The organism is Polaromonas sp. P3_A5 (assembly GCF_056403055.1).
This window is the reverse complement of sequence record NZ_JBFUGF010000001.1, coordinates 925,662-947,206: the sequence shown is the minus strand read 5'-3', so window position 1 is coordinate 947,206 and position 21,545 is coordinate 925,662. Positions and strand designations below refer to the sequence as shown.

At 62.6% G+C, this 21,545-nt stretch carries 20 protein-coding genes; 11 read left to right on the top strand and 9 right to left on the bottom strand.

All coding sequences use genetic code 11. The annotated features are described in order from the left end of the window. Positions 1-23: 23 nt before the first annotated feature. Positions 24-1,112: a tartrate dehydrogenase gene (locus AC1DU8_RS04570; RefSeq protein WP_477665498.1), complete on the bottom strand. Its 1,089-nt coding sequence runs from the start codon at positions 1,110-1,112 to the stop codon at positions 24-26. Between the two features lie 101 nt (positions 1,113-1,213). Between AC1DU8_RS04570 and AC1DU8_RS04565 the strand changes: the two genes are divergently transcribed. Beyond that, entirely contained in the window at positions 1,214-2,149 is a 936-nt protein-coding gene (locus AC1DU8_RS04565) for a LysR family transcriptional regulator (RefSeq protein WP_477665497.1), read from the top strand. Positions 2,150-2,161: 12 nt separating this feature from the next. Here the strand turns inward: AC1DU8_RS04565 and AC1DU8_RS04560 are convergent, their stop codons facing one another. Beyond that, a complete protein-coding gene (locus AC1DU8_RS04560) occupies positions 2,162-3,391 on the bottom strand; it encodes a urate hydroxylase PuuD (RefSeq protein ID WP_477726488.1) in 1,230 nt (409 codons plus the stop codon). 202 nt (positions 3,392-3,593) lie between these two features. Next, positions 3,594-4,430, bottom strand: coding sequence for a xanthine dehydrogenase accessory protein XdhC (gene xdhC, locus AC1DU8_RS04555; RefSeq protein ID WP_477665495.1), 837 nt, complete (start codon positions 4,428-4,430; stop codon positions 3,594-3,596). Between the two features lie 170 nt (positions 4,431-4,600). Between xdhC and AC1DU8_RS04550 the strand changes: the two genes are divergently transcribed. Next, on the top strand, positions 4,601-5,116 hold the full coding sequence (locus tag AC1DU8_RS04550) for a hypothetical protein (RefSeq protein WP_457279824.1): 516 nt from the start codon (positions 4,601-4,603) through the stop codon (positions 5,114-5,116). Positions 5,117-5,274: 158 nt separating this feature from the next. Here AC1DU8_RS04550 and AC1DU8_RS04545 read toward each other — a convergent pair whose 3' ends face one another. Both AC1DU8_RS04545 and uraH read right to left on the bottom strand, forming a co-directional pair. Continuing rightward, positions 5,275-6,324: a tripartite tricarboxylate transporter substrate binding protein gene (locus AC1DU8_RS04545; RefSeq protein WP_457279823.1), complete on the bottom strand. Its 1,050-nt coding sequence runs from the start codon at positions 6,322-6,324 to the stop codon at positions 5,275-5,277. Between the two features lie 84 nt (positions 6,325-6,408). Continuing rightward, a complete protein-coding gene (gene uraH / locus AC1DU8_RS04540) occupies positions 6,409-6,762 on the bottom strand; it encodes a hydroxyisourate hydrolase (RefSeq protein WP_477665493.1) in 354 nt (117 codons plus the stop codon). Between the two features lie 197 nt (positions 6,763-6,959). Between uraH and AC1DU8_RS04535 the strand changes: the two genes are divergently transcribed. The 6 genes from AC1DU8_RS04535 to AC1DU8_RS04510 all read left to right on the top strand — a co-directional run bounded on the left by AC1DU8_RS04535 (position 6,960) and on the right by AC1DU8_RS04510 (position 13,957). Then, positions 6,960-7,625, top strand: coding sequence for a GntR family transcriptional regulator (locus AC1DU8_RS04535; RefSeq protein ID WP_457279821.1), 666 nt, complete (start codon positions 6,960-6,962; stop codon positions 7,623-7,625). Positions 7,626-7,633: 8 nt separating this feature from the next. After that, a complete protein-coding gene (gene puuE / locus AC1DU8_RS04530) occupies positions 7,634-8,569 on the top strand; it encodes an allantoinase PuuE (protein ID WP_477689164.1) in 936 nt (311 codons plus the stop codon). A 2-nt stretch (positions 8,570-8,571) separates the two neighbouring features. After that, complete coding sequence (gene uraD / locus AC1DU8_RS04525) at positions 8,572-10,347, top strand: 2-oxo-4-hydroxy-4-carboxy-5-ureidoimidazoline decarboxylase (protein WP_477726487.1); 1,776 nt, start codon at positions 8,572-8,574, stop codon at positions 10,345-10,347. After that, positions 10,344-11,597 carry a M20 family metallopeptidase gene (locus tag AC1DU8_RS04520; protein WP_477689162.1) on the top strand — a complete coding sequence of 418 codons (1,254 nt, stop codon included), beginning with the start codon at positions 10,344-10,346 and terminating at the stop codon, positions 11,595-11,597. Before uraD ends, AC1DU8_RS04520 begins: the two co-directional genes overlap by 4 nt. Positions 11,598-11,819: 222 nt before the next feature. Beyond that, positions 11,820-13,139, top strand: coding sequence for a C4-dicarboxylate transporter DctA (locus AC1DU8_RS04515; RefSeq protein ID WP_477689161.1), 1,320 nt, complete (start codon positions 11,820-11,822; stop codon positions 13,137-13,139). A gap of 95 nt (positions 13,140-13,234) precedes the next feature. Continuing rightward, positions 13,235-13,957 (top strand): GntR family transcriptional regulator, encoded by a 723-nt coding sequence (locus AC1DU8_RS04510; RefSeq protein WP_477689160.1) that lies wholly within the window; start codon positions 13,235-13,237, stop codon positions 13,955-13,957. 115 nt (positions 13,958-14,072) lie between these two features. On the opposite strand, the gene AC1DU8_RS04505 is transcribed toward AC1DU8_RS04510, so the two are convergent. The 3 genes from AC1DU8_RS04505 to AC1DU8_RS04495 are packed head-to-tail and all read right to left on the bottom strand — an operon-like array spanning position 14,073 to position 16,924. Then, on the bottom strand, positions 14,073-14,951 hold the full coding sequence (locus tag AC1DU8_RS04505) for a phosphate/phosphite/phosphonate ABC transporter substrate-binding protein (RefSeq protein WP_477689159.1): 879 nt from the start codon (positions 14,949-14,951) through the stop codon (positions 14,073-14,075). Next, positions 14,948-16,033, bottom strand: coding sequence for a hypothetical protein (locus AC1DU8_RS04500; RefSeq protein WP_457279816.1), 1,086 nt, complete (start codon positions 16,031-16,033; stop codon positions 14,948-14,950). Before AC1DU8_RS04500 ends, AC1DU8_RS04505 begins: the two co-directional genes overlap by 4 nt. Positions 16,034-16,036: 3 nt before the next feature. Further along, positions 16,037-16,924: a phosphate/phosphite/phosphonate ABC transporter substrate-binding protein gene (locus AC1DU8_RS04495; RefSeq protein ID WP_477726486.1), complete on the bottom strand. Its 888-nt coding sequence runs from the start codon at positions 16,922-16,924 to the stop codon at positions 16,037-16,039. A 769-nt stretch (positions 16,925-17,693) separates the two neighbouring features. Here AC1DU8_RS04495 and AC1DU8_RS04490 point away from each other — a divergent pair. The 3 genes from AC1DU8_RS04490 (at position 17,694) to AC1DU8_RS04480 (ending at position 20,398) form a co-directional block, all read left to right on the top strand. Further along, on the top strand, positions 17,694-18,695 hold the full coding sequence (locus AC1DU8_RS04490) for an ABC transporter substrate-binding protein (RefSeq protein ID WP_477668908.1): 1,002 nt from the start codon (positions 17,694-17,696) through the stop codon (positions 18,693-18,695). A gap of 111 nt (positions 18,696-18,806) precedes the next feature. Beyond that, a complete protein-coding gene (locus AC1DU8_RS04485) occupies positions 18,807-19,628 on the top strand; it encodes an ABC transporter ATP-binding protein (RefSeq protein WP_457279814.1) in 822 nt (273 codons plus the stop codon). 2 nt (positions 19,629-19,630) lie between these two features. Continuing rightward, positions 19,631-20,398 carry an ABC transporter permease gene (locus tag AC1DU8_RS04480; protein WP_457280952.1) on the top strand — a complete coding sequence of 256 codons (768 nt, stop codon included), beginning with the start codon at positions 19,631-19,633 and terminating at the stop codon, positions 20,396-20,398. Positions 20,399-21,044: 646 nt separating this feature from the next. Here AC1DU8_RS04480 and AC1DU8_RS04475 read toward each other — a convergent pair. Continuing rightward, positions 21,045-21,533: a cyanophycin metabolism-associated DUF1854 family protein gene (locus AC1DU8_RS04475; RefSeq protein WP_457282094.1), complete on the bottom strand. Its 489-nt coding sequence runs from the start codon at positions 21,531-21,533 to the stop codon at positions 21,045-21,047. Between the last annotated feature and the right edge of the window lie 12 nt (positions 21,534-21,545).

The window sequence follows — 21,545 nt, the reverse complement described above, 5'->3', positions numbered from 1 at the left end:
TGCACCGGCTTTCACTGAAAGGCTCAAGCGGCCTGCAGTAGTCGCTGCCTGCCGACCTCTGCACAGACGGCCTCGGTGACCTGCGCCGTGGTAGCGCTTCCGCCCAGGTCGCGCGTATGCAGGGCGACGTTCGCGGTCGCCTTTTCAATCGCCGCCATCAACACCGCGGCCGCACCGGTTTCGCCCAGGTGCTCCAGCAGCATGACACAACTCCAGAAAGTGCCAATAGGGTTCGCCAGGCCTTTTCCCATGATGTCGAAGGCCGAGCCGTGAATCGGCTCGAACATGCTCGGAAAGCGGCGCTCGGGGTCGATGTTGCCGGTCGGTGCAATGCCCAGGCTGCCAGCCAGTGCAGCGGCCAGGTCGCTCAGGATATCGGCGTGCAGGTTGGTGGCGACCACGGTGTCGAGCGATGCGGGGCGATTGACCATGCGGGCAGTGCAGGCGTCGACCAGTTCCTTGTCCCAGGTCACGTCCGGAAACTCCCGGCTGATCTGCAGCGCGATCTCGTCCCACATCACCATGGCATGGCGCTGGGCGTTGGACTTGGTGACCACGGTCAGCAGCTTGCGCGGGCGGGACTGGGCGAGCCTGAAGGCAAAGCGCATGATGCGTTCAACACCGGCGCGGGTCATCATCGACACATCGGTGGCCACTTCGATCGGGTGGCCCTGGTGGGCGCGCCCGCCTACGCCTGAGTACTCGCCTTCGGAGTTCTCGCGCACGATCACCCAATTGAGCTGCTCCGGTGTGCAGCGCTTGAGCGGCGCGTCGATGCCGGGCAGGATGCGCGTGGGCCGCACATTGGCGTACTGGTCAAAGCCCTGGCAGATTTTGAGGCGCAAGCCCCAGAGCGTGATGTGATCGGGGATGTGCGGGTCGCCGGCCGAGCCAAACAGGATGGCGTCTTTGTCGCGCAGCGCGTCCAGGCCATCCTCCGGCATCATCATGCCGTGCCGGCGATAGTAGTCGCCGCCCCAATCGAAAGCACTGAAGCTGAAGGCGAAACTCTTTTGTGCCGCGGCCAGGGCCTGCAGCACCTGCTGGCCGGCCGGTATGACTTCCTTGCCAATGCCGTCGCCGGGGATGCAGGCGATCTTGTAGGTCTTCATGTTGGTTCCTCTGTTTTCTCGGTTGTGATCTGCTCACTGTAGCGATTGGCACAGGCAATAAAACCTCTTAAAGTAAGATCACTGTTAACTACAGGTTATGAATGAATCCGGTCAATACAGCCCCCTCGGAGATGGCTTTTTTCAGCCTGCTGGCGCGCTACGGCAGCCTGTCGGCTACGGCGCGCGAGCTCGGCGTCAGCACGGCAGCCGTCAGCAAGCGGCTCGCGCAGATGGAGGCCAGGCTGGGGGTGCAGTTGCTGAGCCGCACCACGCGGCGCGCCAACCTCACGCAGGAAGGCGAGATTTACCTCACGCACGCGCGCCGCATCCTCGCCGACATTGACGACATGGAGCAGCAGGTGTCCAGTGCCGTGGCGGCGCCCAAGGGCCTGCTGCGCGTGAACGCCACCATAGGCTTCGGCCGCAGCCATGTGGCGCCGCTGATCTCGCGTTTCGTGAAAGCCCATCCTGAGGTGGAAGTGCAGTTGCAGCTCACGGTCAATCCGCCGCCGCTGACTGAAGACGCCTTCGATGTTTGTGTCCGTTTCGGTGAACCGCCGGACGCCCGCGTGATTGCGCGGCTGATCGCGCCAAATCGCCGCCTGCTCTGCGCTTCACCGGCCTATCTGGCCCGCCACGGCACGCCCAGGGTGCCGCACGACCTGGCGCAGCACAACTGCATCGGCATACGCCAGGGCGACGAGGCCTACGGCATGTGGCGCCTGGCGTCCGGCAAGCACACGCAGGCCATCAAGGTGCACGGCAACCTCAGCACCAGCGACGGCGAGATTGCGGTGAACTGGGCGCTCGATGGCCACGGTATTTTGATGCGCGCCGAATGGGACATCGCCAAATACCTGCGCAGCGGCAGGCTGGTGCAGGTGCTCGAGAACTACCGCACACCGGCAGCCGACATCCATGCGGTGTACCCGGCCCGCCACCAGCATTCGGTGCGGGTCAGGGCTTTTGTGGATTTCCTGGCCCAGCACTTCGGCAAGCCGTCCACACGCGCTGCGGGGCTGGCGGGCAACTGGTAAGGCTTGCCCGGCTTACTGTGTTTTGGCGCCCGCATCGAACCACTGCCTGATCGCCTGCCGCTCGGCCTCGGTGATGCCCGTGGCATTGTTCATGGGCATCAGCCGCGTGACCACCGCCTGCTGGTAGACCTGCGTCGCGTGGCGCGCCAATGCCTCGGGCGAATCAAGCCGCACGTTTTTCATCTGCACCTGCGCACCGTGGCACAGGTAGCAGCGCTGGGCCATGATGGCCTGCACTTGTTGAAAGCTGTTTTGGCTTGCAGCGCCCACTGGTTGTGCGCCACCAGCTACTGAATTGATAGCGCCCACAGCGGCAGGAGGTTTCATCCAGACGATCACGGCGGCGATGACAGCCACGCCCACCAGCGCATACGGCAACGGGTGTCGGTTGCGGCCCAGCTTGTAGCCGTGGCGCAGCACAAAGAACTGGCGGATGGCCGCACCGGCCAGCATCATCAAAATCAGCACCAGCCAGTTCTGCGGGTGGCTCCAGGTGAAGCTGTAGTGGTTGCTGAGCATGGCGAACAGCACCGGCAGCGTGAAGTAGGTGTTGTGCACGCTGCGCTGTTTGCCGCGCTGGCCGTGCACCGCATCGACCGGCTCGCCGGCCTTGATGGCGGCCACGACCTTGCGCTGGCCGGGGATGATCCAGAAGAACACATTGGCGCTCATGGCGGTGGCCATCATGGCGCCTACCAGCAGGAAGGCCGCGCGCCCGGCGAACCAGTGGCAGGCCAGCCACGAGGCTGCGCACACCAGCACCGCGACCAACGCGCCGACGATGGCGTCTCCGTTTTTCTTGCGCCCGAACAGCTGGCAGATGCCGTCGTACAGCATCCAGAAAATTACAAAGAAGGACAGCGCCACCGCACCGGCCGCACCGGGCGACCAGTTCATCAGCGATTTGTCGACGAGGTAGGTGCCGGCGTTCCACAGATAGGAAATCGTGAACAGCGCAAAGCCCGACAGCCAGGTGCTGTAGCTTTCCCAGTAAAACCAGTGCAGGTGGGCCGGCAGCTGCGGCGGCTTGACGGCAAATTTGACGGGGTGGTAAAAACCGCCGCCGTGCACCGCCCAGAGCTCGCCGCTCACGCCCTGCTTTTTGAGGTCTTCATCCTCGGGCGGCGTGAGGCTGCTGTCGAGAAAGACAAAATAAAACGAGGAACCCACCCAGGCGATGGCGGTGATGACATGGACCCAGCGCAGCAGCAGGTTGGCCCAGTCGAGAAGGTAGTTTTCCATATCTCTCAACCTATGCAGCACGCGAGGGCGCTGCCTTGTGCAACCTGCTCACCACTGCGGGCGCTGTAAGCAGAAAACGTGGCCGCGAACAAAAGAAGCTGGCGCCAACTTGAAGTTAGCTCCGGCTTCCCGGCTCCGCTGCGGCCTGACGCGCCAAGTTTATAGAGTTTGGCTTCAGCTCCGAAAAATTTCTGCGCCGCGCTCAACCCGCGTTGATGGTTTGCAACAGCTGGGCCGCTACCGCCACGGCGATGACTTCTGGCTCCTTGCCGGTAATGCCGGGCACGCCGATGGGGCACGTCACTTGCGCCAGCTCGCCCGCGGCGAAGCCTCGAGCTTCCAGGCGGTGGCGGAATACCGCCCATTTGGTCTTGCTCCCGATCAAGCCGATGTAGGGTAAATCGGATTTCTCTCGCTGGCGCAGCAGGCAGGCGGCCACGATGTCCAGGTCTTCCGCGTGGCTGAAGCTCATGATGAGCACACGGGACTGCGGCGCCAGGCCAGGCACGGCGGCTTGTACGGGATCGGAATGTTCGGCCATCACGCGCGGCGGCACGCTGGCGGGAAACACGCCATCGCGGCTGTCTATCCAGGTGAGTGAAAACGGCAAGGGCGCGAGCACCCGCACCAGCGCGTGGCCGACGTGGCCGCCGCCGAACAGCGCCACCGGCGTCAGCGCGGCCTGGCCCAGCCGCAAGGCGAGCGCCTGTATGTCACCCACGCTGACGCACTCAAAGCGAAGCTCCACCACGCCGCCGCAGCATTGGCCCAGCGAAGGACCCAGCGCCACGCGCACGGTTGTCGCCTGACGCCCCTCGGCGCCATCCGCGAGCAGCGCACGAGCTCTGGCGATGGCGTCGTATTCCAGGTGGCCGCCGCCTATGGTGCCCACCAGCGCATCGGGAAAGACGGCCATCCAGGTTCCCGCCTCGCGAGGCACCGAGCCCTGCGCCTCTGCCACCTCCACCAGCACCGCCGGCGCCGAGGCCAGGCGGGCCAGGAAGTCTTCAAGTTGCAGACTGGAGACACTGGAAACCATTGGTGACGACTTGACAGGTGGGTGGACAAAATATTGGGCAAAATGCCTTGAACGCCACCTTAGCACCACCTTGGCCCCTGGCAGCTACGGGGCGTGATAGCAGGTATATACAGAATTCAATGAGCCGGCCGCTCAAAAAGCCGGCAAAGGCAAGCACGATGAGACAAGACATGTCCGACTCCACACCGCGCCGCTTCTGGCTGGTGGCCCTGCTTTCTGCAGCCGGTGCAGCAGTGGTGAGCGCCTGCAAGACCGCGCCGGAACCCGCAGCACCGACATCGAAGGCCCCGGAACCCTCTTCCCCGGTGATCGGGCCGATCGCGGGGCCGCAAGGTTCCGCCAGAAGTTCGGGGGCGTCTACACCGCGCGCCTACCGGGAAGACGGCGCCACGCACATCTACGGCCTCAATTCCGACCGTATCTACAAAGGCCGCATGCCACCGCTGCTGTATGCCGTGGGTGTGCTGAATGTGGAAATCGACAGGGTCGGCCGCGTCACCCGCCTGGACTGGATGCGCGCACCGCGCCATGCACCCGAAGTGATAGCGGAGATCGAACGCACCATCCAGCAGGCGTCCCCCTTCCCGGCGCCTACGCGCATGGGCAAGGTGGTCTACACCGACACCTGGCTTTGGCACAAGAGCGGCAAATTCCAGCTCGACACCCTTACTGAGGGACAGGACTAGAACTCCGCCGACAAAGGGCAGAAGCACGAGAAGAAGGCGATGCGATGCGAAGCGAGCCGGCCATGCCAGCATGAGCCGCGGAACCGGCTTTGCCGGGCCGCAGGCGAGCGGCCCCCTCGGGGGGCAGGAAGCTACACGAAGTGAGCGACCGTGGGGGCCTATTCAATCTTCAGATTCTGCGTTTTAACGACGTTGCGCCAGGCGCGGTAGTCGGCTTCGATGAAGTGGCCGAGCAATGCGGGCGAGCCGGGTGCGGCCTCCACGGCGTCGGCCTTGAACCGCGCCACCACCTCGGGCAAAGCCACGACCTTGTTGATGGCCGCGTTCAGTGCATTGACGATGGTTGGCGGTGTACCGGTGGGTGCCATCAATGCGAAGTAATTGACAACGTCAATGCCCGCCAGGCCGGCTTCCGTCATGCTGGGCACGTCGGGCAAGGCACTTGAACGTTTGGCGCTTGTTACCGCCAGTGGCTTGATGCTGCCGTTTTTGATGAAAGGCAGCAGGGCCGGGATGGTGCCTGTGATCAGCTGGATCTGCCCGCCGATCATGTCCATGGTGGCGGGCGCCACACCGCGGTAAGGAATGTGCGTGATGAAGGTACCCGTACGGGCTTTCAGCAACTCAAGCACGAGGTGGTTGACACCGCCCGCCCCGGCCGAGCCGTAGTTCAGCGCGCCGGGCTTTTGCCGGGCCAGCGTGACCAGCTCTTTCATGGTGTTGGCCGGCAGCTTGGTGTTGGCCGCCCAAACCAGCGGTCCGCTGGCGATCATGCCCACCGGCGTGAACTGGCGCAGCGGGTCGTAATTGGCGCTGGGCAGGGAGGCCGCCACGGTGGTGAAGGGTGAGGCCACCAGCAGCAGCGTGTAGCCGTCGGCCGGGGACTGCGCCACATACTGCGTGCCTATAGCGCCGGAAGCGCCCGCACGGTTGTCCACCACAAAGGTGGCATTCATGGTTTCGCCGAGTTTTTGCGCAATCAGTCGTGCCATGGCGTCGGTGCCGGCGCCGGGGGCAAAAGGCACGACGATCTTGACGGCGCGCTCAGGATAGATGCCGGCGGGAACGGATGCGGCCGAGGCCGGTGAGCCGGCAGAACCCGCTGAAGGGCCTTGGGCCAATACGGCTGGAGCCACGAGGCTGGCGGCGGTGCCTGCGGACAGCAGCAGGGCCTGGCGGCGGCTCAGGGTCATTGGCTTGACATTCATGGAGGAGGAAGAAAGTTGCACAAACCGCTGATTGTCGCCGCCCCGGATGACGGCGCCATGACACGGGTCTGGCCTGGCACCCGCTCAGCTGCCGCGATAGGTGGAATAACTCCAGGGGCTGACCAGCAGGGGCACGTGGTAATGAAGGTGCGGATCGGCCACACCGAAGTCCAGCGTCACCTGGTCCAGGAAAGCCGGCTCGGGCAGTTTCACGCCGCGCGCCTTGAAGTAGGCCGCCACCTCGAACACGAGCCGGTAGGTGCCGGCTTTCAGATTAGCGCTGTCGTATAGCAGTCCATCGGGATTGCGCCCATCTTCATTGAGGATGAAGTGCTTCACCAGCGTCGCCTGACCCGCATGCGTGGTGTAGAGCGACGCCTTCATGCCGCCTGCCGGCGTGCCGTGCATGGTGTCCAGTACATGTGTGCTCAAGCCCATGGTATTCCTTGGTAGTAGTTGAGGGAGCTGCTCAAAAAACCCTCCTGGCGTTGTTGCGCCACCTTGCCGTGCTGATAGCACTGTCTGCGGCGACGCGCCTGGCCAGGACCGCTTCGCTGGGTTTTTGAGCAGCTCTTGTTTTGATCCGGTTTACCAAAAGTGTATACACTTTTCAGCATTCCGGCTATTATCGACCGATGGAATCGTCAACCACCCACACCATCGTCGAAGCCCTGACCAAGGCTATTGTGGAGCACAGGCTGCATCCGGGCACCAAGCTGGCCGAGCAAAAACTGGCCGACCATTTCGGCGTCTCGCGCACACTGGTGCGGCAGGCACTGTTCCAGCTTTCGCAAAACCGCCTGATCCGCCTGGAACCGGCCCGCGGCGCTTTCGTGGCCGCGCCGTCCGTGATGGAAGCGCGGCAGGTGTTTGCCGTGCGCCGCATGCTCGAAGCCGAAATGACACGGGCCTTTGTGCGCGAAGTCACCCCCGCCAAAATCAAGGCACTGAAGGAACACGTCGCACGCGAAAAATCCGCGGTGGACCTCGGCGACGTTTCGGGCCGGACGGAGTTGCTGGGCGACTTTCATGTGCGCATGGCCGAGCTCATGGGCAATGAAGTGCTGGCCCAGATGCTGGGCGAGCTGACCTCGCGCTGCGCCCTCATTACCCTGATGTATCAGACAGCCAGTGCTGCTGAACACTCCAATGACGAGCACGCCGAAATCGTCAAGGCGCTGGCCGCCAGGAACGAAGCGCTGGCCGTACGCCTCATGAATGACCACCTGCTGCACGTCGAGAAGAGCCTCGCCTTTGACCGCAAGGTACCGACGAACGATATTTCCATGGCGCTGTCATGAGTACTGATATGAACACTGGCTACCCTAGAAATTTGGTCGGCTACGGCCGCAACCCGCCGCAAGCCAACTGGCCGGGGCGGGCACGCATCGCCGTGCAGTTCGTCCTCAACTATGAAGAAGGCGGCGAAAACTCGGTGCTGCACGGCGACGCCGGCTCCGAACAGTTTTTGTCCGAGATGGCCAATCCACCCAGCTTTGCCGACCGGCACCTCAGCATGGAAGGCATCTACGAATACGGCTCACGCGTGGGCGTGTGGCGCATCCTGCGCGAGTTTGAAAAGCGCAAGCTGCCGCTCACGGTGTTCGGCGTGGGCATGGCGCTGCAGCGCCACCCCGAAGTCGCCGCGGCTTTCACCGAACTCGGCCACGAAATCGCCTGCCACGGCTGGCGCTGGATCAACTACCAGCAGATCGACGAGGCCACCGAGCGCGAACACATGCGCCTGGGCCTGGACGCCATTGAAAAACTCACCGGCACACGCCCGCTGGGCTGGTACACCGGACGCGACAGCCCCAACACGCGCCGGCTGGTGGCCGATGATGGCCGGCTCGAATACGACAGCGACTACTACGGCGACGACCTGCCCTTCTGGACCGAGGTGAAACGCACCGACGGTCAGGTCGTGCCGCGCCTGGTGGTGCCCTACACGCTGGACACCAACGACATGCGCTTTGCCCTCCCGCAGGGCTTCTCGCAGGCCGATGATTTTTTCATCTACCTGCGCGACAGCTTTGACGCGCTCTATGCCGAAGGCAGTGCGTCGCCCAAGATGCTGAGCATCGGCATGCACTGCCGCCTGCTGGGTCGGCCGGGCCGCATCGTGGCGCTGCAGCGTTTTCTTGACCACGTGCAAAAGCATGAGCGCGTCTGGGTCTGCCGCCGCATCGATATTGCGCGCCACTGGCAGGCCAACCATCCTTACATGCCCCGGCAGGAAAGCTGAACATGGCCATCACGCTGGAACAAGTCAATGCCGTACCGCGCGCAGAAGCGCTGCAACTGCTCGACGGCCTCTATGAGCATTCCCCCTGGATTGCCGAAAAGGCGCTGGACGCCCGCCCTTTCCAGTCCCTCGCCCACCTGAAGCACACCATGGCGCAAGTACTGCGCGAGGCCGGCAAGGACGCGCAGGTCAAGCTCATCCAGGCCCACCCCGAACTGGCTGGCAAAGCCATGGTCAGCAAAACCCTCACGGCTGAATCTACACACGAGCAAGGCAAGGCCGGCCTCACGGACTGCACGCCCGAAGAATTCGCCACCTTGCAAAAGCTCAATGCCGACTACAACACGAAGTTCGGCTTTCCTTTCATCCTGGCGGTGCGCGGCCCGCGCGGTGACGGTTTGAACAAGCAGCAGATCATCGAGACCTTCGCCCGGCGCCTGCAAAACCACCCTGACTTCGAGCTGCAGGAAAACTTGCGCAATATCCACCGCGTGGTGGAGCTACGGCTCAACGACAAGTTCGCCGCCACGCCCGCGCTGGGCAACGACGTGTGGGACTGGCAGGAAACTATGTCGCAGTACAGCGACCCGGGCTACCTTGAAAAAGGCCAGCTCACGGTGACCTACCTCACCGACGCGCATCGCGCGTGCGCAGCCTACATCAGCAACACCATGCGTGACTGCGGCTTTGACGAGGTGAAGATCGACGCGGTCGGCAACGTGGTGGGAATCTACAAGGCCGCCGCCGCTAACGCCAAGACCCTGCTCACCGGCAGCCATTACGACACCGTGCGCAACGGCGGCAAGTACGACGGCCGGCTTGGCATCTTTGTGCCCATGGCCTGCGTGCGTGAGCTGAGCCGCCAGGGCAAGCGCCTGCCCTTCAACTTTGAGGTGGTCGGGTTTGCCGAAGAAGAAGGCCAGCGCTACAAGGCCACCTTTTTGGGCTCGGGCGCGCTGATTGGCGACTTCAAGCCCGAATGGCTGGAGCAGAAAGACGCTGACGGCATCACCATGCGCGAGGCCATGCACAACGCCGGCCTCAAGCCCGAAGACATCACGAAGATCAAACGTGACGCGGACAACTACCTCGGCTTTATCGAGGTGCACATCGAGCAGGGCCCGGTCCTCAACGAGCTCGACCTGCCGCTGGGCATCGTGACCTCCATCAACGGCAATGTCCGCTACCTGTGCGAGATCACCGGCATGGCCAGCCACGCCGGCACCACGCCCATGACCCGCCGCCGTGACGCCGCAGCGGCCGCGGCCGAACTGCTGCTGTATGTGGAACGGCGCGCGGCGCAAGACGGTAATTCCGTCGGCACGGTCGGCATGCTGCAGGTACCCAACGGCTCCATCAACGTAGTGCCCGGGCGCTGCCTCTTTTCGCTCGACCTGCGCGCGCCCATCGATGCGCAGCGCGACACGCTGGTAGCCGACGTGCTGGCCGAGCTCAAAAGCATTTGCGAGCGCCGCGGTGTGCACTTCACGACCGAATTGACCGAGCGCGCCGCCGCTGCCCCCAGCGCACCTGCCTGGCAACAGCGCTGGGAAGCCGCTGTGCAAAGCCTGGGCGTACCCCTCTATCGCATGCCCAGCGGCGCCGGCCACGACGCGATGAAACTGCACAAGGTGATGCCGCAGGCCATGCTTTTTGTGCGGGGCCAGAACTCCGGCATCAGCCACAACCCGCTGGAAAGCACCACCAGCGACGACATCGAACTTGCGATCCAGGCCCTGGCGCATCTGCTCACTAATCTCTCTCCTGAACAACAATGACCCTCACCACAGATTACGCCCGGCTTGACAGCTGGATCGATGCCCATTTCGACGAAGAAACGGTATTCCTGCAGCAGCTCATCCGCGTGCCCACCGACACGCCACCGGGCAACAACGCGCCACATGCCGAGCGCACGGCAGAGCTCATCAAGGCCTTCGGTTTTGACGCTGAGAAATACCCCGTGCCCGAAGCCGAAGTGCGTGGCTACGGCATGGAGTCCATCACCAACCTGATCGTGCGCCGCCACTATGGCGGCAAGGGCGAAGAAATGGAAAAAGGAAGGACCATTGCCCTCAACGCCCACGGCGACGTGGTGCCGCCCGGCGAAGGCTGGACCAAAGATCCCTATGGCGGCGAGATTGAAGGCGGCAAAATTTACGGCCGCGCCTCAGCTGTCAGCAAATGCGATTTCGCAAGCTTCACCTTTGCGGTGCGCGCGCTCGAATCACTGGACGCACCACTCAAAGGCAGCGTTGAGCTGCATTTCACCTACGACGAGGAATTCGGCGGCGAGATGGGCCCGGGCTGGTTGCTCAAGAAAGGCCTTACCAAGCCTGACCTGTTGATCGCGGCAGGCTTTTCTTACGAGGTCGTCACCGCGCACAACGGCTGTCTGCAGATGGAAGTCACGGTGCACGGCAAGATGGCGCATGCCGCCATTCCCGACACCGGCATCGACGCCTTGCAGGGCGCGGTGCACATCCTCAATGCGCTCTATGCGCAGAACGCGCAGTACCAGCAGGTCACGTCCAAGGTTGAAGGCATCCAGCACCCTTACCTCAACGTGGGCCGCATCGAAGGCGGCACCAACACCAACGTCGTGCCCGGCAAGGTGATGTTCAAGCTGGACCGCCGCATGATCCCCGAAGAGAACCCTGCCGAGGTCGAAGCCAACATCCGCAAAGTGATTGCCGACGCGGCGGCTGGCTGCAAGGGCATCACAGTCGACATCAAACGCCTGCTGCTGGCCAACTCCATGCGGCCGCTGCCCGGCAACAAACCCCTGGTCGACGCCATCCAGAAGCACGGTGAGGCGCTCTTCGGCCAGGCCATCCCGGCTATGGGCACGCCGCTGTACACCGACGTACGGCTGTACGCTGAGGCCGGCATTCCCGGCGTGATCTACGGCGCCGGGCCGCGCACCGTGCTGGAGTCCCACGCCAAACGGGCCGATGAGCGGCTGGAACTCGAGGACCTGCGTCGCGCCACCAAGGTGATTGCGCGCACCTTGCGGGACCTGCTGGCCTGACGGGCCCTCTGCACATCCTGCCGAAAACTCCCGCTTCAGCGGGAGTTTTGCTTTGTGGCACCTCTTTTAAGGGTGCTTCAGCTTTAACCGGATCAGCATCAATAGCCCCGGGATAACCCTGTGACAGCAGGCAAAAAACTTGCCTACATTGCTTGTATTCAAGATTTGCGTGCAAAGAACAGCGACGTCCTGCTGCCTATAACTACTCTTTCGGAGACTGACATGCCCAAGTTTTTCCGCTCCCTGTTCGGCCAGGTGCTCCTGGCCCTCCTTGTCGGCGTGATCGTCGGCTTTCTTTGGCCCGAAACGGCCGTCAAGCTCAAGCCCCTGGGCGACGGCTTCATCAAGCTGATCAAGATGCTGATTCCCCTGATCGTCTTTTGCGTGGTCGTGCACGGCATCGCAGGCGCCGGTGACTTGAAGCGGGTCGGGCGCGTTGGCGTCAAGGCGCTGATCTACTTCGAAGTGGTCACCACCATCGCCCTGGTGATCGGCCTGGTGCTGGCTTTTGTGTTTCAGCCCGGCGCGGGCATGAACGTCGACCCAAAACTGCTGGACGCCAAGGCTATGGCCGCCTATGCCGAAAACGCCGGCAAGCTCACCGGCGGCGGTACGGTGGAGTTCCTGATGAAGCTGATTCCCAATACGGCCATCAGCGCCTTCGTCAACGGCGACGTGCTGCAGGTGCTGCTGTTCTCGGTGCTGTTCGGCTGCGCGCTGGCCATGCTGGGCAACAAGGGGCAGAAGGTCGTCGGCCTCATCGACGACCTGGCGCACGTACTCTTCAAGACCATGGGCATCATCATCAAACTGGCACCGCTGGGCGTGCTGGGCGCCATCGCCTTCACCGTCGGCAAATACGGCATCGGCTCGCTCAAGCAACTGGGCATGCTTGTCGTGCTGTTCTACGCTGCAGTGATCATTTTCGTGACGGTCGTGCTGGGCGGCATCATGCGTTTTTCGGGCTTCAGCCTCTTCAAGCTGCTCAAGTACCTGCGCGAAGAACTCATGGTGGTGTTTGCCACCACCTCGTCCGACAGCGTGCTGCCGCAAATCATGGCCAAGCTCAAGCGCATGGGCATCCGCGATTCGACCGTCGGCCTGGTCATCCCGACCGGCTACTCCTTCAACCTCGACGCGTTCTCCATCTACATCACGCTGGCCGCCGTCTTCATCGCTCAGGCGACCAACACGCCGGTCTCGATGAGCGACCTGCTGACCATCCTGGCGATCTCGCTGGTCACCTCCAAAGGCGCACACGGCGTGCCCGGCTCGGCCATCGTGGTGCTGGCCGCCACGCTGCAGGCGATCCCTGCGATCCCGGCAATCGGCCTGGTGCTGGTGCTGTCGGTCGACTGGTTCATGGGCATCGCCCGTGCCCTGGGCAACCTGATCGGCAACTGCGTGGCCACCGTGGCGGTGGCGGCCTGGGAGGGCGACATCGACCGCGAGCGGGCTCTTGCGGTACTCGACGGCCGCTATGTGCCGCCGGCCGAAGACGACATGGACATCGAAGTGAACGCCGTTCCGGTCAAAGCCTGAGGTCTCGCTCCGGAAAACGCATCATCTTGCCGTCGATTTTCTTCAAACGCTCCGCCTGCTGAATCACCCCGGGGTCGCTACACTTCCCAGCACATATGAGCATCAGCCAGGTCCAGATCGCCCAGCAAGTCGTCGAATCCATCCTCGCGCAAAAACTCGCGCCCGGTGAACGCCTCGGCGAGCAGGAGCTGGCAGAGCTCTTCGGTGTCAGCCGCACCCTGGTGCGCGAAGCACTGATGCAGTTGCAGGCACGCGGCTTTGTCGAGGTGCGCACCCGCAAGGGCTGGTATGTGGTGGAGCCTTCCGTCGAAGAAGCGCGGGACGCTTTTTCAGCCCGGCGCATCATCGAAACCGGCATCCTGCGCGAAGCCGGGCGTCCGCTGCAGTCGGTCCTGCGCAAACTGCGCCAGCACATCGCCCAGGAGGAGCAAGCCATCGAAGAAGCCGACGCCGCCACCCGGGCCTTTTTACTGGCCGACTTCCATGTTTGCCTGGCCGAATGCCTGGGCCAGAAGCTGCTGTGCGATGTGCTGCGCGACCTGACCGCGCGCACTACGCTGGCGGCATCTCTCTACCAGTCCAAGCACGACGCCGGCCAATCCTGCGCGGAGCATGCCGGCATTGTGGCCGCGCTCGAAAAAGGCCAGCTGGACCTGGCCCGCGAACGCATGCTCGCGCACATCGGCAGCGTCGAAGCCGCCCTGGGCTCATCGGCGCCGGGCATCTCACCCGGTAACGAACGGCTGCGTATCGCGCTGTCGCAGCTGGTACAGCCGCCCCTGCGTAAAGCTGTCCGGCACAAAACGCTCCCGATTTGATAGCTGGCTGCGCCCGTCCTTCAATGGCTACAGCCAGATAACCACAAAAAATCAGGCCTCCGGACACCAAGCCTGGGCAGCCTCCGCAAGGAGCGCCCAGACCTGCCGCCTCCCTTCACTCGTGGGTGTAGTCCAGCAGCGCGAGATATTCCTTGCGTTCGGCCTTGACCCACTGCTTGACGCCGATCTCGGACATGATGCTGGCCGACTGGCTGTTCATGGCCAGCAGGGAATCCTGCAGGCGGCTGATCATGTCCGCCGGCACGCCGGGGGCGGCCAGCACCGACCAGTTCACCACGGGCTGGGTTTCACCAATGACACGGCCCCCGCCCTCCTGCCATTTCCTGGCGATGGTCGGATTCACCGCACCCACCTCGGCAAGGCCTGCCGCCACCTGTGCCGACACGGAATCCTGATAGCGTGTGTAGGAAATATAGGGTTCGCGCACGTTCAGGCGGCGCATTTCGGCACGCGCGACCGCCACCGTGGCGGACGATTCGTCGGGCATCAGGATCTTCTTGCCGCTCAGTTGCCCGATGTTGTTGATGGGTGAGTTGTTCTTCACGATAAAGGCGGCCTGGTAGGGCTCGGGCCTGCGCACCAGGGGTTGGTAACCTCCATCGCGAACCAGCTTGGACAGCTGGTTGACGGATTTTCCGAACACCATGAGGGGCTTTTGCTCTGACGATGCCTGCCGCACGAAGTTCTGGATGTCGATGACGGGGTCAACCACCACCTGCTTGTTGCGGATCTGCCCTCCCAGGTAGTCGGCCAGCCCCCGGTAACGCAGGGCCAGCATCGAAATGCTGAGGTCTGCCGTAACCGCCTCATTGATCAGCAGCCTCCAGCGATCAACACCCGCCAGCTGGCCCGCCGCCTGCTGGCTCCAGCTGACCATGGGAAAGCCCTGCCAGGCCACGGCAACCGCGGTGCCCACCACACCGCGAAGAACCGCGCGGCGACCGGTAACTTGTGACAGCAACGGAGTATTCATTTGATCACCTTCAAAGGGTTAATTGCAGATTGCACGGTCTTCTTCGCTGCCTCGTCTTCCCATTGCCTGGCAGCTGTCAAGGTTGCCTTGAATGCCAGCGCACTCTCAAGCAGCCATTTCTTGTTGTCTTCCGAGAGCGCGTAGCTCAACCTGAACTCGTCCATCGGCATGCGGTCTTCCCGCACGGCCTTGATCAACCGGTCTACCTCTGCCGCGGCATGCGCGGGTGTAGACAGCAGCACCAGGCGGCTCATCTTGTCGGGGTTGTTGGGTACATGGCAGTTCACACATTGCGACTCGCGCATCTGCAGCGCCAGGTCACGGTAGCGTTTGTCTACGTTGCCCAGATGCGGGTTTTCCGGCCGGTACAAGCCGTCGAACAGCGTCACCGCCGGTTGGGTGTGGCCCTTGTCGTCAGTCCAGAGCCATGGGCCCTGGTATTTTTCATGCTGCACCGTCTGCACCGGTTGCAACAGCGGCGTGGGCGCCACGTCGGTGAACTGCGCTACCTTGATGGTTCCCGTTTCGGGGCTGATCCAGAGCATCATGCTGCGGGCGTTTTCGTACATCGACCACTTGGCCTCGTCGTGCCAGAACGGATAAGGAAACTGGCCCGGCGGCAGGCGGTTGCGAAAGGCCGCCTCAAGCCGCACCAGGAACATCTTCTCGTCGGCCACCCACTCCACGGTATGCCGGCCGTTGAACATGAAGAGCGGCGCATACATGCCGGTCCAGGCGTCAGGGGCGAACTGGGTCAGGTTGGTCTGGCGCAGGGTGGCGTTGTCCTTTTTGTTTTGCCGACCCCACAGCATGATGGGCGCCACATGTGCACGCAGCTGGCTCGGGCCGAACAGGGTTTGCCGGCACTGCGTGTAGGCATTGACGTCACCGGCCGGCGCCAGCGGGCAACTGCTGGCGAGCTCCGCGGCAATTTCAGCCGCTGCCTGTGCGATGTTGGGCGGTATCGCCCTTTTTTCCTGGGCTTGTACGCCGCAGGAAAATGCCAATATGGCTGCCAGCAGTCCGGCCCGCCATGGCGAAAGTGAAAGTGAAAACAGACGTGCTTGAATCAACGTACCCATTTTTTACTCCCTCGTGTAGTCCAACAAATCCAGGTAGTCCTTCCGTTCCGCTTTAGCCCAGGCCTTCACGCCCATCGAAGCCATCACTGCGGCGCTTTCCGAATTGGTGGCCAGCAGCGCGTCGCGCAGCTGCTGCACCATGTCCGCCGCCAGGCTGGGACTGGCAAGCACCGACCAGTTCACCACCGGCTGGGTTTCAGCCACCACGCGCCCGCCCTCTTCCACCCACTTTTTGGCAATGGTGGGATTGACCACGCCGATCTGGCCCATTCCGGACTTCACAAACTGCGCGACTTCCTCCTGGTAGCGAACGTGTGTCACGCGGACCTGCCCAAGCTTTTGGCGCCGCAGTTCCGCCAGGGCCACCGCACTGGTGGCGGCAGACTCGTCGGGCATGATGACTTTTGCATCAGCCGCATCCGCCAGGGTTTTGATAGGCGAATCCTTGGCCACGATGAAGGCCGCCTTATAAGGGTCGGCGCGCCGCACCACCGGCTGGTAGCCGTTGTCGCGCACCAGCTTGGCCAGCTGGTTGACGGACTTCCCGAAGACAAACTCCGGCTTGCTGGCGCCTTGCGCCACCGCCATGAAGCGCTTGATATCCACCATGGGCTCCACGACGATAGGCCGCCCCTTGAGCTGGGTACTGATGAAATCGGCGGCAGGGCGATAACGGTTGGTCAGCAAAAACGAGTTGGTGTCACCCCCCACCGCTTCATTGACCAACAACCGCCAGTTCGCGCCACCTGCGGGTTTTTTAGCAGCAGAAGCAGCGGCTGCAGCCGAAACCTGGGCCCAGGCGCTACCCGGCCCACCCATACCCCCTGCGAGGGCACCCAGGCCCAGGATTGACAACATCTGACGGCGAAGCTGCGAGGAAGGTGTTTTCATGAAAGCCTTGTTTTGGAAAGCCCGCTAACCCAGTACATCGTTGCTGGATGACTTCGGCTACTGCCCCAAGGCTTTGTCAAGGCTTCGGAACTGCATGGCCTTGCGGCTTAATCCTTGTCACCTACGCAAATACACTCTATGGACGGGCCGCAAAAATAGTCAAAGCCTGTTCATGGCGTCCGCCCTGTCAGGACTGACAGGTGAAACCTGCCATGGGCATGCGCGCGGCGGCGCCCGGCCCAAATCACCGGCAGCTGCTCCGCTCAAACGTAAACAGCTGTAACAGCCTCAGCCTTCCTCCAGAACTTCCTGGCGGCCAGGAACAGGAGGTGCCAGCGGCCACCTTTTTAATAGCTGCCTTTGGGCATCCTCCCGGCCAGGGCCGCTCAATGCGCGGAAAGCAGGCCAGCCGTACACCCAAAAATACGGATGCCGATACATCACAAAATGCATCCTGTGAGTAATCCCAGTGTGCGAAAACTGACAGCACCTGAACGCGGCAGGTGTTGCTCTTAGGCCAATCCGCATCGTCCGGCGGCAAGACCCACCAGGCGCCTGAACTGCCGGGGCAATGCCAAAGTTCTACTTCGCAGCGCGGCAGGCATTGTTTTTGCTGTATCGTTTTGAGGTTCGCTTCGATTTCACGGCCACCGCGTTCTTATGCTGATTGCTGGCCTGCCAGTCTCCCCTTTTGCAACCCCTTCAAGAAAATCCCGCCATGAAAAATCGTGCACCTGCCGCATCTGCCCTTCCCAGCCTTGTAGCCAGGATGACCGGGGCGGTGATCGCCCTGGCAGCCCTGAACGCCCATGCGCAAAACACGCCGATCAAGTTCCAGCTCGACTGGCGCTTCGAAGGCCCGTCCGCCCTCTTCCTCACGCCGGTGGCCAAGGGGTACTTCAAGGCCAACAAGCTCGACGTGACGGTGGACGCCGGCAACGGCTCAGGCGGGGCGGTGACCCGTGTGGCCTCGGGCACCTACGACATGGGTTTTGCCGACATGGCCTCCGTGATGGAATTTCACGCCAACAACCCGGACGCACCCAACAAGCCGGTAGGCGTGATGATGGTCTACAACAACACCCCGGCCTCCGTCATGGCCCTCAAGAAGTCGGGCATCAAGACGCCTGCCGACCTGAACGGTAAAAAAATGGGCGCGCCGGTGTTTGATGCCGGCCGCCGCGCCTTTCCGATTTTTGCCAAGGCCAACAACATCACCGGCTTCCAGTGGACAGCCATGGACCCGCCGCTGCGCGAAACCATGCTGGCCCGCGGCGACGTGGACGCCATCACCGGCTTTACCTTCACCTCGCTGCTCAACCTGGAGGCGCGCGGCGTGAAGGCTGAAGACGTGGTGGTGCTGCCCTATGCCGACTTCGGCGTGAAGCACTACGGCAACGTGGTGATCGTCTCGCCCAAACTCATCAAGGAAAACCCGGCCGCCATCAAGGCGTTTTTGCAGGCCTTTACCAAGGGCGTGAAAGACGTGGTGGCCGACCCGGCCGCCGCCATCGAATTCGTGAAAGCGCGCGACGGCATCATCAATGTGCCGCTGGAAGTGCGCCGCCTGCGCCTGGCCATCGACACCGTCGTCAACAGCCCCGACGCACGTGCCGAAGGCTTCGGCCAGGTCAAAGCGCCGCGCCTCTCGCTGATGGCCTCGCAGGTGTCGGACGCTTTCGGGACCAAGACCCGTGTCAACCCCGACGCAGTGTGGAACGGCTCCTTCCTGCCCACGGCAGCCGAGCTCAATGTGCTGCCGAAGAAATAAGTCCTGGCCTCAGGCTCTGTGCCTGGCGCCATGCCTGCCCGGATTGCTACACTTTTAATAGCTGCTTGCGCACATCCCGATTGGGCCAGCAGCCGTTTTCCTACCTAAAACATGCCCCTCGCCACCGCTGACAGCCCTTTTGTTGACTTCCGGGACGTCTGGCTTGCCTACAACGACGAGCTGTTGGCGCGCAAACAGTTTTCCGTTGAAGCCATCGATCTGCAGGTGCGCCAGGGCGAGTTCATTGCCATCGTCGGGCCCTCGGGCTGCGGCAAGTCCACTTTCATGAAGCTGGCCACCGGGCTGAAGATGCCGTCGGCCGGGAGCATCCTGATTGACGGACGGCCAGTGACAGGGCCCCTGAAGATTTCCGGTATGGCCTTCCAGGCGCCATCGCTGCTGCCCTGGCGCACCACCGTCGACAACGTGTTGCTGCCGCTTGAGATTGTCGAGCCTTATCGCAGCCAGTTCAAGGCCAGGCGCAAGGAGTTTGAAGAGCGGGCGCGCAAGCTGCTGCAGAAGGTGGGCCTGGCAGGCTATGAAGACAAATTCCCCTGGCAGCTGTCTGGGGGCATGCAGCAGCGCGCCAGCATCTGCCGCGCGCTGATCCACGAGCCCAAAATGCTGCTGCTCGACGAGCCCTTCGGCGCGCTCGATGCCTTCACGCGTGAAGAGCTCTGGTGCATCCTGCGCGACCTCTGGACCGAGCAGCGCTTCAACGTGATCCTGGTCACGCATGATTTGCGCGAGTCGGTGTTCCTGGCCGACACCGTCTATGTGATGAGCAAAAGCCCGGGACGCTTTGTCGTGCGGCGCGAGATTGAACTGCCGCGTCCGCGCGACCTGGAAGTCACTTACACCCGCGAGTTCAGCGACATCGTGCATGAGCTGCGCGGCCACATCGGCGCGGTGCGCGGCGGAGCCGCCGTATGAACATGAACAACAAACAGCTCGAACGCTGGGCGCCATGGGTGTTACTGGCAGCCGTGGTGGCGCTGTGGCAGGCGGTGTGCGCCGGTTTCTCGGTGCCGGAGTTCATCTTTCCCGCGCCGCTGGCCATTGCCCAGGCCATGCACGAATTCGCGGGCCCGATTGCCGAAGCCGCCTGGAAAACCTTCTGGGTCACGATGGTGGGTTTCGGCCTGTCCATCGTGGTCGGCGTATTGCTGGGCTTTCTGGTGGGCTCGTCGCGGCTGGCCTATGCCGCGGTCTATCCGCTGCTGGTGGCTTTCAACGCGGTGCCCAAGGCCGCGATTGTTCCCATCCTCATCGTCTGGTTCGGCATCGGCGTGGGCCCCGGCATCCTCACGGCTTTCCTGATCTCGTTTTTCCCCATCACCGTGAACATGGCCACGGGCCTGGCCACGCTGGAGCCAGAGCTGGAAGACGTGCTGCGCGTGCTGGGCGCCAAACGCTGGGACGTGCTGGTCAAGGTCGGCCTGCCGCGCTCCATGCCCTTCTTCTTTGCCTCGCTCAAGGTCGCCATCACGCTGGCTTTTGTCGGCACGGTACTGGCTGAAATGACTGCGGGTGATTCAGGCATTGGCTACCTCATGCAAAGTGCCGGGTCGCAGCAACGGCTGGCGTTGGCTTTTGCCGGGTTGGTGGTGATTGGGGCGATGGCTATGGCGATGTATGAGTTGTTTAGCTATGTCGAGAAGCACACTACGGCGTGGGCGCATCGGGGGTCGCAGAACGGCTAAGGTATTGGTCGGGTCTTGCTCCGGCCTTTGCGCTCTTTGCTGAGGGCTGTTGGCCGGGGGTTGCCCGGCATGCAAGTAACTTTCTTTTGCTTCGCCAAAAGAAAGTCACCAAAGAAAAGGCGACCCTGGTTCCTGCGTTCCTTCGCTTCGCTGCGGGCAGCCTGGTGCTCGGTCCAGCCGGGGTCAAAAACAACTCGCTTCGCTCAAACGAGTTTTTGCCCCGATCCGTCTGGACCTCCGCTCCTCGGCGCATCCACAAGGGCCAATCGGGAACGGGGACCGAATACCAAAGACAAATACCAACCAGGACTCGCCAGGGCGAGTCCTGGTTTCTTCTGGTATTCCGGGTTTTGTCTTCGGTTGTTTGGTATTCCTGCCTCCACCCCCTTCTGTCTGCGCCGAGGAGCGCAGGTTCAGGCGGATCAGGGATCGCGATTGTCTGAGCCGAAGGCGAGTTCGAGCGAGACCCCGCCTGGACCGAGCACCACAGGTTGCCCGTAGCGAAGCGCAGGGACGCAGACAGCAGGGTCGCCTTTTCTTTTGCTTACTTTTCTTTTGGCGAAGCAAAAGAAAAGTGAGTAGCTGCCGGGCTACCCCCGGCCAACAGCCCTCAGCAAAACGCACAAAGGCCGGAGCAAGACCCGGCCTAAAGAAACCGCTCCAACAACCGCCGCGACCCCCGGTCCAGCGCCGTCATATCCCGCACGCTGTACTGCACCCCCTGGCTGCCTGCAATCAGCAGCCCCGTGCGCCCCAAACGGCGAATATCTTCTTCGCCCTTGAGCACAAAAGACGTCTCACCCCGGTCGGTCTCCACCGTCCACACACTGGGGGTGGCAAAGGTCGAAACGCTTTTCAGCCGCGTCACCTCGGGCACAAAGTCGCGCAGCGCCAGCTCTTCTTCCAGCAAGGTGCGTGCATCCGCCGGCAATGCCTGCAGGTTTTCCACCCAGGCAACCTCGTGCCCTTCGGTGTTGACCAGTGAAATGCCTTCATCGGGCGCGGCCAGGGGAAAGGCCCGCACCGGCACGACGCCAGCATGCTGCTGGCCACCGGCATCGACGAACACCAGCCGGCCCGACGCCGTGCGTTCCAGGGAAAATGAAGTGGAAGAGAAATGAGAAGAAGTTGTCATGTGCAATCCTTG